The following is a 21,892-nucleotide window of genomic DNA, read 5'->3' on the forward strand; positions in this document are numbered from 1 at the left end:
AGTTTTGTCAAGAACTATAGGAAATTTTGCTGTAGAAGTTACTATAGTGTGAGAAACTTAACCTAAACTGCGATTTTTAAAAAAAGATGTATAAAGTTTATAGTTAGCGATTTCATACTTCTTGTATTTCTTGCAAGATGATGGATAAATCTTAAAGAAAATTTGCATATAATGCAAGTTTTTTCTTCAAGAAATAATTATAAGTTCGCATCGTGATGAACATTAAGAATATTTTCCAAGATTTTTATACATTTTTTATATGTTTTCTGATTCTCGGTTAAGATTCAAAAATTTTTTTATACACTTTTTTCAAGAATGAATCGTTTTAAGTTAAAGCATTCTCTGTTTGGTGTATACCAATTTTTTCGCCATACTTGACCCGAGTTTCAAATCCTGCTGATGTATTGGCTAAAATATCCGGGTCGATGATGGCGCTTCCTGCTGGAAGGCAAAGGATAATAGTAGAACCGCCGAATTCAAAGCGTCCTTTTTCCGTGCCGCGCACGACTGTACAGTTTTCTTCGTAGTTGCAGATTTTTCCAACCATCAAAGCGCCGACCTCCATCATCAGCATGGTGCCAAAGACCGCACTTTCCAGATAGCAGTAGGAGCGTGTGTTTTCTTTGTAAATGGGAAAATAGTCGTTTGCGATGGGGTTGACTGTGTGAAAGACACCGGGGATTTTATGGATTTTGCTTAGAATTCCGCTGTCTGGATAGCAGTACCGGTGATAATCTTTAACCGTAAGGCGAAAAAGCAGCAGCTGACCTCCTTCATATGCTTTGGCAGCATCTTCATCGCGGAGCAGACTTTTCATCGTATATTCTGTATTCTTAATTGTAAACCGGCTGTCTGATGTGATGGGATAAACGGTAAGTCTGCTGTCACAAGGTGCGATAAGATGCGTTTCCGTTAGGTCAATAGGACGGCATTCTGGTTTAATTTTTCTGGTGAAAAAATCGTTATAGGAACAAAATTTACGAGATTCGTACTGAGTCATGTCGATTTGATTTTTACGAATAAATGGCTCGATTGCAATACGAGAGATTTTGCGGGACAGGAAAAAACCTCCAAATTTTGAAATTTGGGGGGGTATCAAAAAACGCAAAAGGAAGCGCCCGCAGGCGCTACTGTAAAGTTTTTCTAGAAGTTTGTCCTGACCATCGTCGGTGTAGATGATATTTCCTTTTCTGTCTTTGCAGTCCATAATTCCTACCTCGTTACACCAGCGCCGCAGGCAGCAGATGTTTTGAATAAGCAAAGGTTACAGCGATGGCAGCTGCCACAATGAGAACCAGCAGAGCGAGAACCTTATTGCTAGGCTTTTTCATTTTAAAGTCAGCGATGAACAGAGTACCTGTGCCAAAGAGCATGACGATGAGAATCAAGACAAAAGCTCGGGTGGTTACCACAAAGCGAAGCAGAAAAATTAGCGGCAGAATCACTGCAATAGAAGTAATCGGAAGTCCATGATAAACCTTTTCGTGTTCTTCTTCTGAAAAGAAATTGTTGGTTTCGATTACGTTGAAAAAAGCCAGCCTGATGACGCCGCAGATACAGTAAAAGCCGATTGCAAGCATGCCCAGACTGCCGCGAACCCCCAGACAATAGCACAGAAGTCCCGGCAGGGCGCCAAAGGCAACGACATCACAAAGGGAATCCAGCTGAATGCCGAAGAGTTTTTCGTCATCGGTTCTGTCCAATTTGCGTCTGGCAACCTTTCCGTCAAACATATCGAAAAAGCCAGAAAGGGCGAGGCAAAAGACTGCCATTTTGAAGTGCCCTGTGGTGGCAAAAGTCATGCCGATCATAGCTGATAAAAGACTCATATAAGTAAGTATTACTGTGTAGTTATAAAATCCGATCATTTTTTTTCTCTTTTCCCTCTCTAAATACAACAAAATATGCAATAACAGTAAAGACCGCACTGATGAAAAGCTGTGTGTAAAAGCTGATTCCGCGGCTGACAATCATGACAGGAATGGTCAGCACACTGCCGCAAATCGGCAAGAACACCGCCTGAAACAAGTGCTCGCTGATTCCCATACCACCAGGCAGCGGAAGCATGTCGACTGCAACGGAAATCATCGCCTGCAGGGTAACGGCCTCAAGGGCATTAATCCCTGTGATATCAAAGGAACAAAGTACTAGCCATGTGATAAAGAATAAAAAAATTCTCTGCAGGAATGTCAATGCCAAAACGTTGAACAGAATCCTCTTGTGATGTTCAAAATAGCTAGCAGCAGCGCTGTATTTATCCATACTGCCGGAAAGCTTTGATTCAAAGCTGTGGACTTTTTTTGAGCTGGTAAACCTTTTTAGAAGAAAGAAGCACGCCATAACAATGCGTTTTGCAAGACCGGGTGAAAATACCAGGCATAGCATGCCGCCTACACACAGGACGTTTAGGAAAATCCCAAGCCAAACCCAGTGCATAATTGGATCAAGGCAGGTCATGACGAAAGAGGGTCTTAAAATCAGAACTGCAATTCCGATAATGACCAAAACCAGCTTGTAGGTAATGGTGACAAGTAAAAGCACCAGAGTCGACAGGTGCACAGGCAGTTTGTCCTTTTTCATGAACAAAACCTGAGCAGGCTGTCCGCCAGTGGCAGATGGTGTAACCAGACTGAAGAAGAATCCTACAAAAGAGTAGAGAAAACAGTGATTCAGCTTTGGTTGCTTCCCAAGACTTCTCATCAGATAAAATATAATCACTGATTCGCCGAGAATAAAGCCGATGACCAGCACTACTCCGAGGAGCCAGTAAAGGCTGTGGGCATCTTTCACATAGGACATGATCTTGGAAAAGTCCTGACCGTGAAAGACGTAGTACATGGTAAGGGCAAAACAAACCAGCAGAAATATGCAGTTAAAAATAATTTTTTTCTTATGACTCATTGCAGTAGTCTCCAAATACTTTCATATGTATTTTTGCAAAGAGCCGCTCGGGCAGTTTGTAAGCATTGCAGTGCATGCTCAGCGTAAAACAGCCAAGAGCAACGGTGATGCCGCCGATGACATCGACGATATAGTGCTGCTTGGTAAACTGGGTGGAGATGAAAACCAGAATTGCAAATACCAAAGTTCCATATCGATAAGTCTTTGGAAGCGTACTGCATTTTCGGATTCCCAGATAGCACATCAGGCTTGCCAAACAGTGGATAGACGGAAACAGGTCGTAGGGCATATCCATTGCATAGATGAATGCCATGGCGTTGTCCCAGAATCCGTCACCAGTAATTTCTGGCCTTACATTAGTAGTCGGAATCAGCAGAAAGAACACACCGCAGACGACTCTTGCAAGCATATCGGCAAAGACAAAGCGATACCAAAATTCCTTGCTGTTTTCCCTCGCTGTCAAAGCGTAGCTGATGACCCAGAAAGGAAAGCTGAGTACATAGATTGATACCCAAGCAGGACAAAAGGGCACGCTGCGGTCAAAGCCCGTCGTAAAGTCATAATGGTAAAGATTTGAGCCCAGATGCTGTGTAATAGAGTAGACGAGACAGTTCCATACAAAGCAGCCTATCAATGAAAAAAACGCATAGGCAGGAATCCACTTGTCCATATGCGTCCCGTACCAATTTTGAAATTTCTTCTTCATCTCTTTTTCCCGTTCCCTAACAAAGTTCATCTATTATAGTATATCCTACTAAAGTCTTATTTTCAAGAAAAACGGGAAAAGCTAAGAAAATCTTAAGATTTTATCAAAATTTTTCAAGTTCTGTCGAAACTGATTTACGACCGGAAGATAATCATATCCTCGCCGATTTTCACGATGGACTCCCAGGGAAGCTGCATGGTGTCATGTCCTGCGGTGAAGCGGCTTTTAGACACAAAGTTGGGCACAAGCAGCGCTCTGATTTTTCCTGTCTGCTCGTCAAAGAGAATTTCTGCATCCCAGAAAGAGCCGTGACGGCTGCCTTTGGAAAGGTCGATGACCTCTTTATCTCCGATTTCACTTAATAGCATAAATTACACATCCTTTGCAGATAATATATTTAAATTTTACGACGAAAGGGTGAAAAATATGAGTGAAGAAAAAGAAAAACAGGAAGAAAAAAAAGAAACCAGCGATTTGATTAAGGAGCTGGGTATTTTAACGACAGGAACAAATTTCCAGTCAGACTATCAGTATATCAATATTATCGGCAGCATTGAAGGGCATACCACGCTGCCAAGCGATAACAAGACTACCAAGTATGAACATCTGATTCCGCAGCTTGTGGTAGTGGAGGAAAATCCAGATATTAAGGGGCTTCTGCTGATTTTAAATACTGTCGGAGGCGATGTGGAAGCAGGGCTTGCCCTTGCGGAGCTGATTGCGTCTTTATCAAAGCCAACTGTGACATTAGTCATCGGAGGTGGTCACAGCATCGGTATTCCTCTTGCCGTTTCTGCGGATTATTCCTTTGTAGCTGAGACTGCGACTATGACCATGCACCCCATTAGAACCAGCGGCACACTGATTACAGCGGACGCAACATTTGAGTATATGCGAAAGACGCAGGAACGAGTGGTAGATTTTATTGTCAAACATTCTCATGCATCAAAGGCAGATGTAGAAGAAAAGATGAATCAGACAGGAAATATGTCCAACGATGTGGGCACGGTACTATTCGGCTCTGACGCTGTAAAAATGGGGCTGATTGACGAAATCGGCGGGCTCAGCTGCGCACTGAAAAAACTGAAAGAATTAGCAAATAAGTAAAATTATAGGAAAAAATGGTTGACAGTTATTTACAAAAATGATACTATATCCCTACCGAAAGGAGGGAGTGTATGGAAATTATAAAAGTGGGTATTGCTTTGGAGGATCATGCCTTTGCGCAGGCTCTTTCCATTGTCCTTGCCAGAGAGGACAGCTGCATGCGCTTTTATCTTTTAGGCAGTATAGCCGAAGGTGACTTTTGTGATTTGATTCTGACGGAGAAGCCTTCAGGTGATAAACGGGTCATTGAACTTGTCCGCGATATGGCGGCTGTACAGTATACGGGTGAGCCGCCTTACCGGCTATATCGCTATATGGAAAGTCAGAATTTGATGAACAGTCTTCTTTTTATTTACTTTAAGGTAACAGGTAAAGTTGTTGAAACCAAAGGTGACAGCAACTGCAGACTGCTGGTGTTTCTCGGAGAAAGCGGCGGCTGTGGCACCACATCGTCAGCCATTGCTACAGCCTGTATGCTGCACAGAATTTATGGTAGCAGATCTTTGTACCTAAATCTCTGCCCCATCGACGATTCCAGAAAATATTTGTCTGAGGATGGGGAGGAGAGTTTGATGAAGCTGCTTTATTATCTGGATCAGGAGAAAGAGTTTCCTATCAGCGCATTTATTACAGAAAGGGAAGAGTTGGATTTTGTAAACACGGGCGTGATTAATTCCTACTTCAGCGAAATGAAGCCGTTTCTCATGCGCCGCTTTCTGAACAAGATTGATCAGCTTGGGAAATATGATTTTCTCATCGTGGATATGGGCAATCACCTGAGCCGAGAGAATCGGAAGATGCTGGGCTATGCCGACTGTACCGTTATGCTGTGCGATAGTCAGCGAGTTCGTCCTGGGAAATATAGGCAGAGGATTGCCCGGGAAATATTTAAGCGAATTGATCAGGGCAGGCTTTTACGGGTGGAGAATTTTGCAGATGATATGGTTTGCGAACAAGAGCCTCAGACCCTTTATATCGCGGCTCAGAGGGATACTGATTTGCGTCTTGAGAAGAATTACGGCATGGAAATCGGTATTCTTGCTCGGGAAATTATGGAAGGAGGAGGTCATGGAGAGGGAAAGAGCTATGTACCTGGAGGAGAAGACTGCCAGGGTGCGTGAGAAAATTCTAGCGGCAGAAGAGAATTTAAGCAGGCAGCAGGCTATGGAAATTATAGAAGATGTGGTCTTTGCTGACGCAGAAGAAATAGAACTTTCAGAACTTCACGCTGTCATCAGAACCCTTTATGCGAGGACCAGAAGCAAGCTGGGGATTCTGGAAGAGTACATAGAAGATGCGTCAATCAATGAGATTATGATTAATGGAAAGGATCGATTCTTTTTGGAAACCGGCGGAGATATGGTTTGTACCGATGAGCATTTTGATTCTACGGAGGAGCTGGAGGAAATCATCAGAAATATTGCGGCGGGTGTGCATCGGGAAATCAATGAAATGCACCCGATTTTGGACGCGAGGTTGCCCGGCGGCAGCAGAGTCAATGCAGTCTATAAAAATGTCGCGGCAGGAGGCCCTGTTCTCACCATCAGAAAATTTGCCAGAGAGAGAATTACCATGGAACAGATGGTAAAAAGCGGCACTTTGACTGCAGAATGCGCGGAATATCTGAAAACACTGGTTGCCTGCGGCTATAACATCTTCGTCAGCGGGGGAACTTCTTCAGGAAAGACAACATTTCTCAACGCCTTGTCCGATTTTATTCCGGTACAGGAGCGGGTCATCGTCATTGAGGATTCCACGGAACTAGCCATGAATCACATCGCGAATCTGGTGCAGATGGAATGCCGCAATGCCAATGCTTTAGGTCAGGGTATGATTTCTATGGACATGCTGATTAAGACCAGTCTGCGAATGAGACCCGATCGGATTATCGTAGGAGAAGTCAGAGGCAAGGAAGTGGCGGACATGATGAATGCCATGAACACAGGGCATGACGGCTGTCTGGCTACAGGTCACGGCAATTCGGTTTCCGGCATGCTGCGAAGGCTTGAATCCATGTATTTGATGGGTGTGCAGATTCCCATAGATGCTATCAGAGCGCAGATTGTGGAAGGCATAGACATTATGATTCACTTGGGAAGGCTTCCAGGCGGCGACAGGAGGGTGCTTGAGGTGCAGGAACTGGTGGATTTTGAGCATGGCAAATATGTTTTAAACCCACTCTTTTTACTAAGCGATGAAAGGCAGCTTAGTGCTACTGGAAATCCTCTTGTCAGTCAGTCCAAGCTGCGTCTTAGAGGCAGGACTTTATGATTTACGACTACAAAATTTATCAGGCAACCTCAAGGGAAAAAGTGGCAGTAGCCTTAGGCTTTGCATTCGCATGGATTTTCTGCGGTTACATATTTTATGGAACCTTACTGTGGGGCATTTTATTTCCTTTTTTCTATCCCAAATTGCTGTCTGTTTACTGCGGGTATCAGGCGGCGCGCAGAAAGAAACAGCTTTTAGGGCAGTTTCGGGATTTGCTGTTCAGTTTGTCATCTTCCTTTGCTGCGGGCAGACACATGGAAGAGGCGATTGAAGAAGCAGTTTCTAATCTTTCGGAAATTTATGGAGAACAGGCTCTGATTGTTTGTGAGCTGCTCTATATGCTGAGAAAGATGAAGGAAACTGGGGCAACAGATATTTCTGTCTGGGAGGACTTTGCTTCTCGCAGCGGAATTTCGGATATCGGGGACTTTACGCAGGTTTTTCGTGCGGTCAGAGAGACGGGCGGGAATCTGGTTCTTGCAGTCAACAGGGCAGCTGCTGTTATCGGTGACAAAATTGCTATAGAAACAGAGATTAAAACTATGATATCTCAGAAAAAGCTGGAAGGCCGACTGATTACAGCAATGCCGATTTTTATCGTATTGTTTCTGCAGCTGACTTCGCCCGATTATCTGGCAGTGATGTATGAGTCCTTGGCGGGCAAAATTTTGATGAGTCTGGCGCTTCTTGCGACGGTGTTAGCTTACGTGATGATAGAAAGGATTACAGCCATTGAAGTATAGAGAAAAGATAGAGAAACTGCCTATTGCTGTCTTTTGCATAGAAAATAGAAAGCTTGTGGTACTGTTATTTTCAGCAGTCGTTTTTCTTCTGACTTTTCAGGTGATTATCGAAGTAAGACAAGTAGGATATTATGTGACTGGGAAAAACGGTCAGCTGACGGCGCTCCGCATTTCTGACAGACAGAGCGGACAGTCTGTGCCTGTTGTCATCGAAGGAGAAAAGGACGGCGTGAGTACAAGGATTGAGGTGCTTTTATCTTTTACGGATGAAAAGCCTGCTGCAAAGGCGACGCAGAAGAAAACATCTAAGGAGGAGGTTCTAAAATCGGAGCTTCAGGCGCTTTCAGAAAAACTGGAAGAGGAAGAGGGGGAACTCATTGCACTGCCTGCAAAACTTGACGATGGAACGAGAATCATCTGGTCGAAAAACCGAAGTCCTCAATTTCTGCTCAGTCTGCTGCTCTTTCCGCTGGCATTATTTGCTCTTTACCGAAATCAGAAGGAGAAGGAAAAGGCTGCGCAAAAGCGTATAACCGACGGTATTCGCAGGGAATTGCCTGGTTTTAATAATCAGCTTTTACTGCTTTTAAACAGCGGGTTGATTTTTAATGATGCGTTTGCAAGGATTGCAGACGGGTATGCGGCAGGACAGCGGGAAAGTCCGATGGGAGATCTAATTTGCCGAATTAAGGCTGCATCTTTAGAAACAGGAAGCAGTTTAGTTACTGTCATGGGGCAGTTTGGAAAGAAACTGCAAGTCAGAGAGTTCTCACGTATGATTAACATCATTACAGACAATCAGTTTAAGGGTGTGGACCTGTCGGACAAGCTGGAAAGCGAGCGAGATTTGCTCTGGGCGCAGAGAAAAAAGCTGGCAGAGGAGCGCGGCAGAGCAGCGGAAACCAAAATGGCATTTCCTCTGGCGATTCTGTTGCTAGTGCTGATTCTGATTACAGCAGCGCCTGCAATGCTGCAGATGTAATAAAGTTAAAAAGAAAGAAAATGAAGGAAGGAGTGTACATATAATGAGAGTATTAAAAAACAAAAAAGGAATGGAACTGGTACAGGTGGCGATTTTAATTGCGCTTGCTGTGGCGCTGGGACTAATTTTTAAGACGGAGATTACCACCTTTGTCAATAATACCTTTAAAGGACTCAACGGATGATGAGAAGCAGGCGGGGCAGTGATATGGTAGAGGCTACCATAGTGATTCCGCTGCTGATTCTGGTGGTTTGCAGTCTCATTTTGCTGATTGTTTACTACTATGCCTGCCTCGACGGCCAGCTGAATCTTCACGAGAGATTGCAAGAAGAAGCTGCTGAAAGCCGTGCTGTATATAAAAAGCTGGAGGATAGGGACTCAGTATCGAAACAGCTGAGAGGCGTGAGCAGTATTGTGATGGAAAATGATATTTTTGGCAGGATTTACGCAGTATATCCTTCGCAAATCATCAGATTGGGGGAGGCGGCAGGTATTGATGTTCAGCAATAAAAGAGGCTCAGTTACAGTTTTTATCTGTGTGTTTTTTGTATCTCTGGTCATGATGATCTTTACCTTTACGGGGGTATCCAAGGAGAAAGCGGTAGCAGGAAGTACCAAGGCGCTTTGCAGCCTTTGGGCGGATTCAGTGCTGGCGGAGTACGATTTGAACCTGCAGAAGAGATACCAAATTTTTGGGTTTTATGGCTATCCAGCGGAGATAAAGGAGAAACTTACTTTCTATGCAAAGGATTCTTTTGACCGAAAAAAATACATAGACTATCAGATCAAAAACTGCAGTTTGTACGACTACTGTCTAATCAATACAGGTGTGATGGAGAAGCAGCTTGAAGCGGCGGGAAAGCTGGCTTTTACGGAGAAGTTTCAAAAGCCTGAGAAAACGATTACACCGGTTCTCGGTTATACGGGACCTGCGGCTGCGTCAGTCATCTTTGATGATTTACCTTCAGAAGGATCCAAAAAAGGATACTCACTTTCAGCGGTGAAAAATCTTTTAGAAGGGGCTTCATCTATCGGAACGGCGCTGGAAAAGACCGGAAAAAACTGGTGGATTAATCAGTATATTTTCGCCTATTTTAAAGATGCTTCTGACGACAAAGACCTAGGGGAGACCTATTTTTCCGGGGAAATCGAATACATCATCTGCGGGAAGAAGAGTGACAGTGCAAACAAAAGCACATTAAAGAGAAGAATTGTGGCGCTTCGAGAGATGATGAATCTTGCCTATCTGCTCAAAGACCCTGTAAAGAGCAATGAGGCTCTTTTGGCAGCGGAGATTTTGACGCCGGGTCCGGCGGCGTTGGTGACACAAAAAGCCTTGCTTTCAGCTTGGGCGCTTGCGGAAAGTTATAACGATTATCAGCTGCTAATCCATGGGAAGAGAGTGCCGGTAGTAAAGTCGGAGCAGACCTTCGCAGTAGACATTAAGTCTGTTATTGAAAATCAGTCAGAGGGTTATATCGATACTGGCTCAGATGTGGGCGAGACCTATGCAGACTACCTGCGATTATTTACCTACACCATGGATTCACAGGTAAGAATGCTTCGGGTGATGGACTTGATTCAGATAAATATGAGACGGTTTTATTACGAAGGATTTCTCCTTCGGGAGTACAACGCAGGACTATCCTTTGTGATGACAGTCAATGGAAAGGATTATGAAACAGAGAGGTCTTATGAGAGAGAGGAAAAGAAGTAGGAATTTACGCCGAGGCAGTTACATCGTGGAAGCAGCCATCGTCATGCCAATTTTTATTGCAGCGACAGTAGCGCTGATGTCCCTGGTGCCGATCTTTGCGTCTTGTGAAAATCTGGTATTTTCTGCAGCAGATGAAATGCGCATGGAATCTGTAAAGACCATTTTTCGCAAAAATCCCGCCGCGCTGCCGATTCTGATAAAAAGCAGAAGCAGCGAGGAAAATCTCAGAATGGATTCCTGTCAGGTAGTATTTTACAGATATTTGTACAAAGAAGCCGGTATAGAGGATTTGCTGCACCTTGATTTGCGTGCCACTTTTTCAGAGAACAGTCCGGCAGGAGTTTTTGACTCGATTCGTTTTGACTGCAGTCTTACGGCGAGAGCCTTTACCGGAAAACTGCACAAAAAGCCGCCGGATGCAGGTGCCGAAAATGATGACACAATCGTATATATTTTTCCCGAGTGGGGCATGAAATACCACGGAAAGCACTGCACCTACATCAAAGCAAACTGCAAGATGGTGTATCTGTCGCAGGATACAAAAAAAGGGTATACGCCATGTTCATTATGTAATGCCAGTTTTGCCCAAATCGGCAGCCCGGTATTCTGTTTTACGGAAAATGGCAGAGTATATCATCTGGCGGATTGCAGGATTGTATCGCGGTACTACGTGGAAATTGAGAAAGGAAAGGCAGTGCAGCAGGGGTACACACCTTGTTCTAAATGTGGAGGTAAGTAAAATGAATAGCTATTTGACAGCGCAATATGCCAAAGAGGAAATTCCAGATTACATCGTGGAGCTTTTATCCTTAGGTCTTTGTGACCTCTTTCTGCCAGCTGGCTTTGTGGAAGAGGACGGCACTTTGACCTGCATGTATAAAACCGAAGGCTTTAGACCGCTCAGCTCTGTTTTAGAGCTGTCTACTGAGGAAATCTTTTCTGTGGCAATCAGTCTCCTTCACGGTGTCTATCAGTGCGAAAAACATGGTATTTTTTCCGAGAATTTTGCGGTAAATGTGGACTGTATCTTTGTGGACAAAGGGTTCGACCGAATCAAGATGATTTACCGAAAAGAAGTCGGCGCAGGTACGGATTTTTCAAAGAAGCTGGCGGCTCTTATGAGGATGCTTCGAGAAAAAGGTGCCCCCTCTGGGGAAGGTTATATCGACAGCGCGGCAGAGTTTCTGGCATCCGACGAGTACGGTTACAAAGCGCAGCTGCATCATCTGGAAAATTTGCGCAGAGAAGTATATCTGTGCGGCATACAGTAGGACCACAGCACAGTAAAAGCCTGTCTGGCATTGCACCAGACAGGCTTTTTCGTTATACAGCCGCAGAAGAACGCACTTTTTAGTGGTGTCAATGTACCAAAAAAAATATGGTACATGTACCACTTTAGGAAAAACCAATTGGAGTTTTTAGAGATTATTGTTTTTTCCAAGAAAAAGTTTTAGGATTAGACGCAATATGCTGGGATTAAGCGCAAAGTACATGCAAGACATTGCAAAGCTTGGTGTTTCTCATTTTATCAATCAGATTGTTATGATGCTTGTTAATATTGTGATGAATAATACATTAACGCATTACGGTGCGCTTTCTGTTTATGGAGAAGATATTCCGTTGGCAGTATCCGGGGTTGTAATAAAACTTAATAGTATTATAGTTGCTTTTACTGTCGGGCTGGCGCATGGCTGTACGCCGATTCTCAGCTTTAATTAGGTCTTAATGGAGTTCTATACGCGGGGCCTCTTGCTGATGGATTGGCTTGCGTGTTGGCGCTGTCTTTGGTTCTCTATAATATGAAAAATCTGGAATTAAATATAGGAACATACAGTATTAAATTTTCTTTGCGCATCTGATTGATTTCTTCAAAAAGGAGATGTCTACTTTTTCCTTTGCCGCATATGATGTAATAATCATATCCACGAGGAGGCAGGAAAAAGTGAATAAGAGAAAAATCAGAAGATACCATCGTCAAAGAAAAAATTCAGGGGTGAATCTTTTAGGAATTGTTGGTATAATGTTAGTGGCAGTTGTTTGCGGATATATGACGGCAAGGTTTATTATTGCACCGCTTTTAGGCTATGATACGGAGGTTTTGAAACTGGATTTTCCGTCCAATCTGCTAGATGTCTTTCACAGCGACGATGAGAAAGATGGCAGCGACGATGGAAGCGATGAAGGCGAAGAACAGAAAGACAAAAATGATGCAGAAAAAACTGACGCAGAGGGCGAATACACATTGCAGTATGGTGTTTTCAGCAGTAAATCGGGTGCCGAGGAACTAGCAGGAAAATTGAAAACTGAAGACATCGATACGGAGATTATGGAATCGGACGGTCAGTTTAAGGTCATCAGCTCTGAGAGGGGGACAAAGAAAGAGGCGCTGGCTCTTTTGAAGGATACTGAATCGTCCTATGCGAAGGGGATTTTTATTACCCAGCTGTCATGATGAATTTGATAAGAGCAAACAGCCAATCCAACCACTTGAAAGGAATACTATGATACCATTATCGACCCGAATGAGACCGGACAAATTGCAGGATTTTGTAGGACAAGAACACTTTCTATATCCGGGCTCACTTCTTTACAATGCAATAAAAAATAAAACCTTTGATTCGGCGATTTTCCATGGACCGTCGGGAACGGGTAAGACTACACTGGCTAGAATTATCGCAAATGAAATGGACAGCAGCTTTACAGAAATCAATGCGTCGACCACAGGAACAAAGGAACTGAAAGAACTGATTGAAGGCGCAAGACTGCGTTTTTTTGGACTGGAGAAACGGACAACTTACGTGTACATCGACGAGTTTCACAGGTGGAATAAGCTGCAGCAGGACTCTCTTTTGAAAGCGCTGGAAGACGGTGTGCTTAAATTTATCGGCAGCACTACGGAGAATCCATATTTTGCTATCAACAATGCAGTACTCAGCAGGGTGCGCAATGTCTATGAGTTTAAGCGTCTTGAGGCGCCGCAAATTAAGAAAATGCTGCTGCGGGCGCTGACTGATACGGAAAAAGGCTTTGGAAATCTGCATATTCAGTATGACGAAGAAGCCCTGGATATTCTGGCAGATTTGGCAGGAGGAGACGGCAGAGTTTCTTTGGATACGCTGGGCTTTATTGTGGACAATCTGGATTTGTCCAAGAAAATCACTAAGGAAATGGTGGCGGAAGCCATGCAGAGAAAGATTGGCTTTTACAGTAAAGGTGATGACCGGTACAATCTGCTTTCAGCGCTGCAAAAGTCTATCAGAGGCAGCGATCCGGATGCGGCAATTCACTATTTTGCAAGATTGGTTGACGGTGGTGCAGATATTCAGATGATCGGAAGGCGGTTGCTTGTCATCGCCAGTGAAGATATCGGCATGGCGTATCCTTCGGCTATATCCATCGTCACTTCCTGCATGCAGGCGGCGCTGATGGTGGGCTATCCGGAAGCGGCTATCAATCTGGCGCAGGCAGTGATTATGCTTGCCTCAGCGCCGAAATCGAATGCTGCCAGTATGGCGTATTTTGAGGCTATAGCAGATATCAGAAGCAGAAATATTGACGATGTACCCCTTCATTTGCAGGACAGTCATTATCAGGGGGCAAAGGATAAGGAAATTGGGAAGGATTATCTTTACCCTCACAATTTTGGAGGATACGTGCAGCAGCAGTACCTGCCGGATAATTTGTATGAGGAAGGGGTTAAATACTACAGACCGACAGCGAACGGATCGGAAGCCTCTTTTAAGAAATTTTTAGAAGGACTGGAAGAAAAATATGGCAGAAATCATAAGGGCTGAACACTCCGGCTTTTGTTTCGGCGTGCGGCAAGCCATTGAAAAAACAGAAGAACAGATTCATCTCAATGAGAAATTAGAGAAAAAAAGACAGATTTATACCTGCGGACCTTTGATTCATAATCGTTTTGTGACAGACGATTTAAAGGCGAGAGGTGTAGGCATCATAGAAAGCCCAGAAGAAGCGGAACCGGGCGATATTGTCATCGTTCGCTCCCACGGCGAGACCAAGGCATTTTTTGATGAATCCAAAAGGAGAAAACTGACTGTTGTCAATGCCACTTGCCCTTTTGTGGAAAAAATTCATCAGCTGGTTCACGGTGCATGGCAGGAGGGAAAAAATATCGTCATCGTTGGCGATAAACATCACCCGGAAGTCATCGGAATTAACGGCTGGTGCGCAGGGCAGGGAATTATCGTGGGAAGCAGGGAGGAAGCTGAGGCAGTGACATGTGAAAAAGTTTTTCTTGTCTGCCAGACCACCATTCAAAAAAAACTGCTGGACGATATCGTTGCGGTCTTTGAAGAGAAACATATTCTTACAGAAATTTACAATACTATCTGTAATGCGACAAAAGAACGACAAGAATCCTGTAAAAATTTGGCAGAAAAAGTCGACGCTATGGTTATCATTGGAGGCAAAAATAGCTCCAATACGGGAAAGTTATACGAAATTTCCAAAAAAAAGTGCAAAAATTCCTTTTTTATTGAAAATATTCGAGATTTACCATTGAAACAATTGCGAAAATGTAATAGAATAGGAGTTGCAGCAGGCGCATCAACACCTGAATGCGTAATTAAGGAGGTTATTGCTAACATGAGTGAAATGATCACTAACGAAAAAATTTCAATGGAAGATTTCATGGATGAAATCGACGCGTCTTTAAGACTACCACGCACTGGCGAAATCGTTGACGGTAAAGTACATCAGGTAACTGAAAAAGAAGTTATCGTAAACATGGGATGTAAAAAGGACGGAATTCTTCCTGTGGAAGAAGTAACATTAGAGGAAGGACAGAAGCTGACAGATTTATTTAAAGAAGGCGATGAAATCCAGGCTAAGGTTGTCAAAACTGATGACGGCGACGGTGGAATCTTACTTTCAAAGAAAAAGCTTGAGATAAATGAGCACTGGAATGAGATTAACGAAGCTCTTGAAAATAAATCAATTATTTCTGTAAAAGTCGTAAGACAGGTTAACGGCGGTGTAATCGCTGCTTACAAGGAAGTTACCGGATTCATTCCGCTTTCCCAGCTTTCCGATAAGTTTGTAGAAAACGCAGATGAATTTATTGGACAGACTATGGATGTAAGAGTAAGCAGAGTTGACCAGAAGAGAGGCAGAGTTGTATTCTCCCGCAAGATAGTTCTTACAGAAGAGAAACAACAGAAGATTGCTGCAATCTGGGAAGGATTGCACGTTGATGATATCGTAGAAGGTACTGTGATGAGATTTACCGATTACGGTGCATTCATCGATCTGGGCGGAATTGACGGACTGCTTCACATCTCCGAAATTTCCTGGGGCAAGCTGAAACATCCGCAGGAAGTTCTGCAGATTGGCGATACTGTTAAGGTAAAGATTCTGGCTATGAACGAAGAAAAAGGAAAGATTTCCTTAGGTTTGAAGCAGACTGTTCCTGAACCATGGTCCGTAATTGACGAGACCTATCAGATTGGACAGGTTGTTTCTGGAAAAGTTGTACAGATTAAGGAATACGGTGCATTCATCGAATTAGAGCCGGGTCTTGATGGACTGGTACATATTTCTGAAGTTGCGCACAAGAGAGTGACTAACATTGCTGACGAACTTTCTATCGGTCAGGATGTTAACGCAAAGATTCTGGAAATTGATAAAGAAAGAAAGAGAATCAGCCTGAGCATCAAGGAAACTTTAGATGCTGAAGAAACTATTTCTGAAGAGGAATAATCGAGCAGGTTTATTTGTGAGGGATTCCCGAAGCTTTAAAAGCTTTTGGAACCCCTCATTTTTCTTTTGGAAAAGGATACACCAGATGAATTTCGTTGACACCGGAAATACCGCTTACAGGTTCTTTGTGGTGCAGCGCTTTGTAACCGTGGCGAGGATGAACGAAGATGGAATCCTTTTCGGGATTGCGGTGGCTGATGGCAGAAATCACTGCGTCCAGCATCTCCGGCGGATAAGGCGTTTTTGCATGGGAGGCGAGGATTCTGCGGATAGGAAATTTGTCTTTCAGAAGCTGTAGACGACCAGAAAGTTCCTCCGGCGGCGCACTGTGGTCAAACATCATCCAAAGGCTTTTATCTATCGTATCGCCTGCCACCAGCGTGCCGCTTTCGTGGTCGAAGACGGAAAGTGAGCCGAGGGAATGTCCAGGCAGCAGAAAGGTTTCTAAGGTGCGGCTACCCAGATCAAAAATGTGTCCATCTGCAGCGCAGCTGAATGGAACCTGCTTATAGGTCAGATAAAATTCGCGATTGAAATTTTTAGGAAACGGATATTTTATTTTGCCTGCGGAATAGCGTTTTTCCAAAAATGCAAGCATGCTGACTTTGTCATGCTGATATAGATCGTAGACAGAAAGTTCGGCAGGATGAATCAATGCGGTTTCAGAGAAGCGAAAATTGCCGCCGGTGTGATCCAGATGTCCGTGGGTGTTGAGGAGGATAAGGGGCAGATTGGTGATTGTACGCAGAAAGGCAGGCAGATCCTCAAATCCATAGCCTGTGTCGATGAGCAGCGCAGCGTCGGTGCCTGTGATAAGGGTACAGCAAACATTGCTGTTTTCGTAAATATGATAAATGCCAGTCGAAATGTGACTGACAGAAAAATATGAATCCATGAAGCCGCCTCCTTTTCTTAAAACTATTTTATCACATTGTACATATATTTTCTATATCGGATGAAACTTCAAGATTTTCCCTGTGTTGAAAAGATTGTATATCCGGCTATAATTTAGTATAATATAAATAACCGGCTTTTTTTGCTTCTGTTGAAAAGGGCGTAAGGCGCCTTTCTCAACGGAAGAACGTATGGAGGATTTGACAGATGGAAAAGGAACTTTTAAACAGACTTCATGAGGAAGACAACCATGAAGAGATTATAAAGATACTGGAAAGTGAAGGCGCTGAACACGATTACGATACAATTTGCTATCTGGCGCGAGCCTATAATAACCGCGGCGAGGAAGGCGACTACGATAAGGCTGCCGATCTTTTGCAGATGGTTTACGATATGGGAAAGGACGATCCGCTCTGGCATTACAGACTGGGTTATGCATATTTTTTCAGCGGCAGATACGAAGATGCACTGATGTGCTTTGAAGAATCTCTGCATCTGGATCCTTCTGATGAGGATGTAGATTTTTTCATTACGGAGTGCAAGGAGCAGATTTTAAGGCGCAACGGACTCTTTGATGAGGAACTGAATCCGGAAGTATACAGCAGTGAAGAAGAGGAAATTATAGAAACGTACATAGAAGAAACTTTTGGGGAATTTGAAAGCGTGTTTCATGAGCTGGTTTCACCGGATATTCACGTGGATATCTGTGTGATTCCACCTACAGAGGAACGTAATTTTTATACACTGGTGACCATGGGAATGGGAGCGCATCGCATGAATGTGCCGGAGGATCTTTCCGAGTATAAGCTGCAGAGAGCGGAACTTGTCATTTGCCTTCCGCCTTACTGGGACCTTGAGAGTGAGAAGGAAGAGTGGTACTGGCCGATCAGACTGCTCAAAGTTCTTGCCAGATTGCCGATACAGGAAGATGCCTGGCTGGGATGGGGGCATACCATCGATAATGGAGAAGGCTTTGATGAAAGCACGCAGCTCTGTGGCAGTATGCTGATTACACCGGTTATCTTCGATGAAGAGGAGTACATTTGTCCTCTGACAGAGGGAGAGGAAGTTAATTTTTACCAGATTATTCCACTTTACAGGGAAGAAATGGATTTCAAAATGCAGCACGGCGCTGACGATCTTTTAAAACAACTGGATGGCAGAGTTTTAGTTGTAGATCCGAAACGACAGAAGTTTTCACCGGAAAAACTGCTTAGCTGATTGAACTGAAATAGTTTCCGAATAATACCTTTCATATTTTTTGAAGAACATCAGATAATAACCTTAGAAAAAAGAAAGGAGTTTCAACATGAAAAAGACCAGATTTTTTCTAATGGCTTTATTACTGGTGACTGTTCTAGTCTTTACCAGCTGCGGAAGTGACGACAATAATGACAACGTTTCTGACAACCCGACTAACAATATGGAACAGGATGTCAAAGACGGTGCCGATGACGTTAAAGATGACGTTGAGGATTTAGGCGATGATATGAAAGATGGCGCATCCGATGCGGTAGATGATGTTGAAGACGCTTTAGATCCTGACGGCGGCGATAAAGCAAGAACAGACGGCAGAGACGGCAGCGGCGACAACGATGCAAAGACAGCCGAGTAATAACCAAAGGAATTTCGCCTGAAAAGGTGAAGGGCAAAGCGCAGGGAAATTCCCTGCGTTTTGAATTTGTTCTGGTAATGAGAAGAGTTTTCATATACAATAGAACCATGAGAAAAAGAAGAAAGAAACAGTTTTATACACCGGGGACTGAGAAACTGACCGGTGTACTGGAAAAAACAAAATCGGGATTTGGATTTGTCCGTCAGGAAGAGGGCGGAGATATTTTTGTTGGCAGAAGCAATATGTACGGCGCCATGCACGGCGATACTGTTTCTGTTGATTTGCTGCCGGAACAGTTTAGAACCAGAAGCAGAGAAGGCATTGTAGACAAAATTTTAGAGAGAGGCAATACAGAAGTTGTAGGAACTTTTCAAAAGAATAAGCGATTTGGATTCGTGGTTTCTGATGATAAGAGAAATAATGATGACGTTTTTGTAAAGAAATCGGATTTTCGAGGTGCACAGAATGGAGATAAGGTAGTTGCAAAGATTACTAAGTATCCTGAGAAAAATGTCAGTGCAGAAGGAAAAATCACTGAGATTATTTCACGCTTTGGAGAGACAGGCGGCGAAATCAAAGCGCTGATTCGAGCAAGCGGTCTCTATGAGACTTTTCCAAGCAGGGTCAATGCAGAGGCAAAGGCAAAGTCCAGGGAGGAGATTACTGCAGAGGAAATTAGAAGAAGACGGGATCTGCGGGATAAAACGATTATTACCATAGACGGTGCGTCGGCAAAGGATTTGGACGATGGTGTTTCTATAGAGATCACTGACGGCGGCAATTATCTTTTAGGCGTCCATATCGCTGATGTCAGTCACTACGTGGCGGCGGACGGTCATCTTGATCGGGAGGCATTAAAACGGGGCAACAGTGTGTACCTTTTAAGCAGAGTAGTTCCCATGCTGCCTAAGGTGCTTTCCAATGGAATCTGCAGTCTGAATCAGGGTGAAGATAGGCTGACCCTGACCTGTCAGATGGAAATTGATGAGAGCGGCAGCGTAGTGCACTATGAGATATTTGAAAGCATTATTTGTTCCAAGGCGAGAATGGTCTACGATGATGTTTCGGATATTTTGGAGCATGAAGATGAGGCGTTAATTAAAAAATATGAGGATATTTACGACGACCTTCTTGCTATGGGAAGCCTTGCAGAAATTCTCAGAAAGAAGAGAAAGGAAAAGGGCAGCTTAGATTTTGATTTTGATGAGGCGGAAATAGAACTGGATGAAGAGGAAGTGCCGGTGGCCATCGGGATTTCCGAGAGGCGCACTGCCAACAGACTCATTGAGGAGTTTATGCTGGCGGCCAATCAGACTGTAGCGGAGCATTTTTATTGGATGGAATATCCTTTCGTCTATCGTGTTCACGAAAAACCGGACACAGACAAAATCGTAGAGCTGAAAGCTTTCCTTGCTGGCTTTGGAATTAATCTGCCGGGAAATCCTGACAACATTCATCCGAAGGCTCTCAATGATATTCTACAGAAAGTGGAGGGCATGCCTTACGAAAATATCGTCAGCACTGTCATGCTGCGTTCTATGAAAAAGGCATTTTACAGCACCGACTGTCAGGGACATTTTGGATTGTCCTTTCCGTATTACTGTCATTTTACTTCACCGATTCGAAGATATCCAGATCTTTGTATTCACCGAATTATTAAAGACTCTATTTGCGGCAGGGCAGATGAGCAGAAGCTGAAAAAATATAAGGCTGACGCGCAGGCTGCGGCAGAAATTGCGTCACTGACTGAGCGAAAAGCGCAGAGTCTGGAGCGAGAAGTTGCAAAGATGAAAAAAGCGCAGTATATGCAGCAGTACATCGGAGAAAGCTTTGAAGGAGTCATTAGCGGCGTGACTAATTTTGGCATTTATGTGCAGTTGCCTAATACAGTGGAGGGTATGGTGCGCCTTGACAGTCTGCGTGATGATTATTACGATTACGAGGAAGGAAAATATCGGGTTATCGGCAGACTCAGTCACAATATTTATGCCCTGGGAGACCGGGTTACCATAGAGGTGCTGGCGGCAAACCCGGAAGAAAGACAGATTGATTTTCTGATAGTTTAATAACCAAGTAAGAAGTGCACAGCATTAAAGGTGCACTTCTTTTAATGTTTCCCGACAGACGTAAAGCACCATATCAGGGTTTGCACAGACAGACCATTTGACCAGACTTGCAGTGTGGTTCTGAATTTCTATGGCGGTGATAGCGGAAGGGTGAACACAGCTTCCGCAGTTAAAATACATGCCGCAGTCGGTTTTCATTAGAGCAGGTTTGTGGGTGTGACCTGCAATGAGAATGCACTTCTTTCTGCAGCTGTAGTTGATGAAATTCTCTTCGATTTTACGCACTTTGGTGTAGTTTTTTGCAGCACTGGTAGGGTCTTTAACACCGCGAAGCTCTAAAGGACGCCACAGGTAGCGCACCAGCCAGCGAGTAATTTTCCAAAGTTCGTCGTTCATATGATCGCCCTGATATCCGTGAAACATGCAAAGAGGAGGCATACCGGGGCTTTCCACGATGATGGATTCATAAAAAGGGATAGCACCGGAAAGGCCCCGCCACAGATAAGCGCCGTTTTCTTTGACTCGGTCGTGATTGCCAAAGACCATGAAGAGACGGCTCTCATCGTGGAATTTTTGCAGAATCTGATAGATTTCCTGATGGGTATTATAGACGTCGGCAAATCGGCGGTTTTCCCACAGTTCATCACCATCGCCAAGTTCTATGTAGGTGAAATTCTCTTGATAGTAGTGTTTTAACGCAGCAGTATAGATGGGTCTGTTTCTGAGAAAGTTATCAGCCCAGGTTCCTGTGCCGCGGTGGCAGTCGCTCATGATGACAAGCTTTGGAAGCACATTGTAAGAAAGACACAGTGCTTTTGAAAAAGATTTTTCGATACGATTGTAATTAGACATAAAAACACCTCTGCAGCAGTATATGCGGGCAGAGGTTTATTTTTTCGATATTTATTGCTTCCTTCGATGTTCTTTTTTGGCTTTTTCAATATCGGTTGGAAGAAAAATGACATTACCTTCTTTTTTTAAGTCAGAGGCTTGAGACGTTTTTTCGTAGGGATCTTTGCTGGGCGTATTGTCCTGACCACTTCCGCTGGTAGAAACCATATAGTAGATAAATAAACCGACCGCAAAGACCAGTCCTAATATAAATAGCGGCATATGTTCACCTCCTGTTAAATCTATTATATCATGAAAGAATGACATGGCAAGGTGTT

25 protein-coding genes are annotated in these 21,892 nt (G+C 43.8%); 17 read left to right on the top strand and 8 right to left on the bottom strand.

Annotated features, from left to right (window positions below):
- Window positions 1-325: 325 nt before the first annotated feature.
- The 5 genes from D1155_RS02015 to D1155_RS02030 all read right to left on the bottom strand — a co-directional run bounded on the left by D1155_RS02015 (window position 326) and on the right by D1155_RS02030 (window position 3,975).
- Entirely contained in the window at window positions 326-1,207 is an 882-nt protein-coding gene (locus D1155_RS02015; RefSeq protein ID WP_160200754.1) for a phosphatidylserine decarboxylase, read from the bottom strand.
- Between the two features lie 13 nt (window positions 1,208-1,220).
- On the bottom strand, window positions 1,221-1,868 hold the full coding sequence (locus tag D1155_RS02020; RefSeq protein WP_160200755.1) for a CDP-alcohol phosphatidyltransferase family protein: 648 nt from the start codon (window positions 1,866-1,868) through the stop codon (window positions 1,221-1,223).
- On the bottom strand, window positions 1,852-2,901 hold the full coding sequence (locus D1155_RS15550; protein WP_201759515.1) for a lysylphosphatidylglycerol synthase transmembrane domain-containing protein: 1,050 nt from the start codon (window positions 2,899-2,901) through the stop codon (window positions 1,852-1,854). Before D1155_RS15550 ends, D1155_RS02020 begins: the two co-directional genes overlap by 17 nt.
- Complete coding sequence (locus D1155_RS15555) at window positions 2,891-3,607, bottom strand: phosphatase PAP2 family protein (protein WP_243150991.1); 717 nt, start codon at window positions 3,605-3,607, stop codon at window positions 2,891-2,893. The genes D1155_RS15550 and D1155_RS15555 overlap by 11 nt, the downstream gene beginning before the upstream one ends.
- A gap of 134 nt (window positions 3,608-3,741) precedes the next feature.
- The gene (locus D1155_RS02030; RefSeq protein WP_160200756.1) at window positions 3,742-3,975 is read right to left on the bottom strand and encodes a YlmC/YmxH family sporulation protein; all 234 of its coding nucleotides are present in this window, start codon (window positions 3,973-3,975) and stop codon (window positions 3,742-3,744) included.
- Between the two features lie 58 nt (window positions 3,976-4,033).
- Between D1155_RS02030 and D1155_RS02035 the strand changes: the two genes are divergently transcribed.
- The 14 genes from D1155_RS02035 to D1155_RS02100 all read left to right on the top strand — a co-directional run bounded on the left by D1155_RS02035 (window position 4,034) and on the right by D1155_RS02100 (window position 16,148).
- Window positions 4,034-4,714: an ATP-dependent Clp protease proteolytic subunit gene (locus tag D1155_RS02035; protein ID WP_160200757.1), complete on the top strand. Its 681-nt coding sequence runs from the start codon at window positions 4,034-4,036 to the stop codon at window positions 4,712-4,714.
- A gap of 71 nt (window positions 4,715-4,785) precedes the next feature.
- Window positions 4,786-5,835: a hypothetical protein gene (locus D1155_RS02040; RefSeq protein ID WP_160200758.1), complete on the top strand. Its 1,050-nt coding sequence runs from the start codon at window positions 4,786-4,788 to the stop codon at window positions 5,833-5,835.
- Window positions 5,783-6,985, top strand: a complete 1,203-nt coding sequence (locus D1155_RS02045) for an ATPase, T2SS/T4P/T4SS family (RefSeq protein WP_160200759.1) — start codon at window positions 5,783-5,785, stop codon at window positions 6,983-6,985. Before D1155_RS02040 ends, D1155_RS02045 begins: the two co-directional genes overlap by 53 nt.
- On the top strand, window positions 6,982-7,728 hold the full coding sequence (locus tag D1155_RS02050; protein ID WP_160200760.1) for a type II secretion system F family protein: 747 nt from the start codon (window positions 6,982-6,984) through the stop codon (window positions 7,726-7,728). The genes D1155_RS02045 and D1155_RS02050 overlap by 4 nt, the downstream gene beginning before the upstream one ends.
- Window positions 7,718-8,710, top strand: coding sequence for a type II secretion system F family protein (locus D1155_RS02055; protein ID WP_160200761.1), 993 nt, complete (start codon window positions 7,718-7,720; stop codon window positions 8,708-8,710). The genes D1155_RS02050 and D1155_RS02055 overlap by 11 nt, the downstream gene beginning before the upstream one ends.
- Window positions 8,711-8,753: 43 nt before the next feature.
- The gene (locus D1155_RS02060; protein WP_160200762.1) at window positions 8,754-8,894 is read left to right on the top strand and encodes a Flp1 family type IVb pilin; all 141 of its coding nucleotides are present in this window, start codon (window positions 8,754-8,756) and stop codon (window positions 8,892-8,894) included.
- Window positions 8,891-9,220: a hypothetical protein gene (locus D1155_RS02065; RefSeq protein WP_207709508.1), complete on the top strand. Its 330-nt coding sequence runs from the start codon at window positions 8,891-8,893 to the stop codon at window positions 9,218-9,220. The genes D1155_RS02060 and D1155_RS02065 overlap by 4 nt, the downstream gene beginning before the upstream one ends.
- On the top strand, window positions 9,207-10,427 hold the full coding sequence (locus D1155_RS02070) for a DUF5702 domain-containing protein (protein ID WP_160200764.1): 1,221 nt from the start codon (window positions 9,207-9,209) through the stop codon (window positions 10,425-10,427). The genes D1155_RS02065 and D1155_RS02070 overlap by 14 nt, the downstream gene beginning before the upstream one ends.
- Window positions 10,405-11,166: a hypothetical protein gene (locus tag D1155_RS02075; protein WP_160200765.1), complete on the top strand. Its 762-nt coding sequence runs from the start codon at window positions 10,405-10,407 to the stop codon at window positions 11,164-11,166. Before D1155_RS02070 ends, D1155_RS02075 begins: the two co-directional genes overlap by 23 nt.
- 1 nt (window position 11,167) lies before the next feature.
- Complete coding sequence (locus tag D1155_RS02080) at window positions 11,168-11,698, top strand: DUF6382 domain-containing protein (RefSeq protein ID WP_160200766.1); 531 nt, start codon at window positions 11,168-11,170, stop codon at window positions 11,696-11,698.
- A gap of 196 nt (window positions 11,699-11,894) precedes the next feature.
- The gene (locus D1155_RS02085) at window positions 11,895-12,146 is read left to right on the top strand and encodes a hypothetical protein (protein ID WP_201759513.1); all 252 of its coding nucleotides are present in this window, start codon (window positions 11,895-11,897) and stop codon (window positions 12,144-12,146) included.
- A 223-nt stretch (window positions 12,147-12,369) separates the two neighbouring features.
- A complete protein-coding gene (locus D1155_RS02090; protein ID WP_160200767.1) occupies window positions 12,370-12,879 on the top strand; it encodes an SPOR domain-containing protein in 510 nt (169 codons plus the stop codon).
- A 70-nt stretch (window positions 12,880-12,949) separates the two neighbouring features.
- Entirely contained in the window at window positions 12,950-14,221 is a 1,272-nt protein-coding gene (locus D1155_RS02095; RefSeq protein ID WP_243153688.1) for a replication-associated recombination protein A, read from the top strand.
- Entirely contained in the window at window positions 14,199-16,148 is a 1,950-nt protein-coding gene (locus D1155_RS02100; protein ID WP_160200769.1) for a bifunctional 4-hydroxy-3-methylbut-2-enyl diphosphate reductase/30S ribosomal protein S1, read from the top strand. Before D1155_RS02095 ends, D1155_RS02100 begins: the two co-directional genes overlap by 23 nt.
- 55 nt (window positions 16,149-16,203) lie before the next feature.
- Here D1155_RS02100 and D1155_RS02105 read toward each other — a convergent pair whose 3' ends face one another.
- Window positions 16,204-17,043 (bottom strand): MBL fold metallo-hydrolase, encoded by an 840-nt coding sequence (locus D1155_RS02105; RefSeq protein ID WP_160200770.1) that lies wholly within the window; start codon window positions 17,041-17,043, stop codon window positions 16,204-16,206.
- Between the two features lie 206 nt (window positions 17,044-17,249).
- Here D1155_RS02105 and D1155_RS16070 point away from each other — a divergent pair, with 206 nt between their 5' ends.
- The 3 genes from D1155_RS16070 (at window position 17,250) to rnr (ending at window position 20,723) form a co-directional block, all read left to right on the top strand.
- Window positions 17,250-18,263 carry a suppressor of fused domain protein gene (locus D1155_RS16070; RefSeq protein WP_306770822.1) on the top strand — a complete coding sequence of 338 codons (1,014 nt, stop codon included), beginning with the start codon at window positions 17,250-17,252 and terminating at the stop codon, window positions 18,261-18,263.
- 88 nt (window positions 18,264-18,351) lie between these two features.
- Window positions 18,352-18,657, top strand: a complete 306-nt coding sequence (locus D1155_RS02115) for a hypothetical protein (protein ID WP_160200771.1) — start codon at window positions 18,352-18,354, stop codon at window positions 18,655-18,657.
- Window positions 18,658-18,764: 107 nt separating this feature from the next.
- Window positions 18,765-20,723, top strand: a complete 1,959-nt coding sequence (rnr, locus tag D1155_RS02120) for a ribonuclease R (RefSeq protein ID WP_160200772.1) — start codon at window positions 18,765-18,767, stop codon at window positions 20,721-20,723.
- 24 nt (window positions 20,724-20,747) lie between these two features.
- On the opposite strand, the gene D1155_RS02125 is transcribed toward rnr, so the two are convergent.
- Both D1155_RS02125 and D1155_RS02130 read right to left on the bottom strand, forming a co-directional pair.
- The gene (locus D1155_RS02125; protein WP_160200773.1) at window positions 20,748-21,575 is read right to left on the bottom strand and encodes a metallophosphoesterase; all 828 of its coding nucleotides are present in this window, start codon (window positions 21,573-21,575) and stop codon (window positions 20,748-20,750) included.
- A 51-nt stretch (window positions 21,576-21,626) separates the two neighbouring features.
- A complete protein-coding gene (locus tag D1155_RS02130; protein WP_160200774.1) occupies window positions 21,627-21,836 on the bottom strand; it encodes a hypothetical protein in 210 nt (69 codons plus the stop codon).
- Window positions 21,837-21,892 lie beyond the last annotated feature (56 nt).

Origin of the sequence: Anaerotruncus sp. 80, assembly GCF_009936115.1 — a bacterium.
Lineage (GTDB): Bacteria > Bacillota > Clostridia > Peptostreptococcales > Anaerovoracaceae > Senimuribacter > Senimuribacter intestinalis.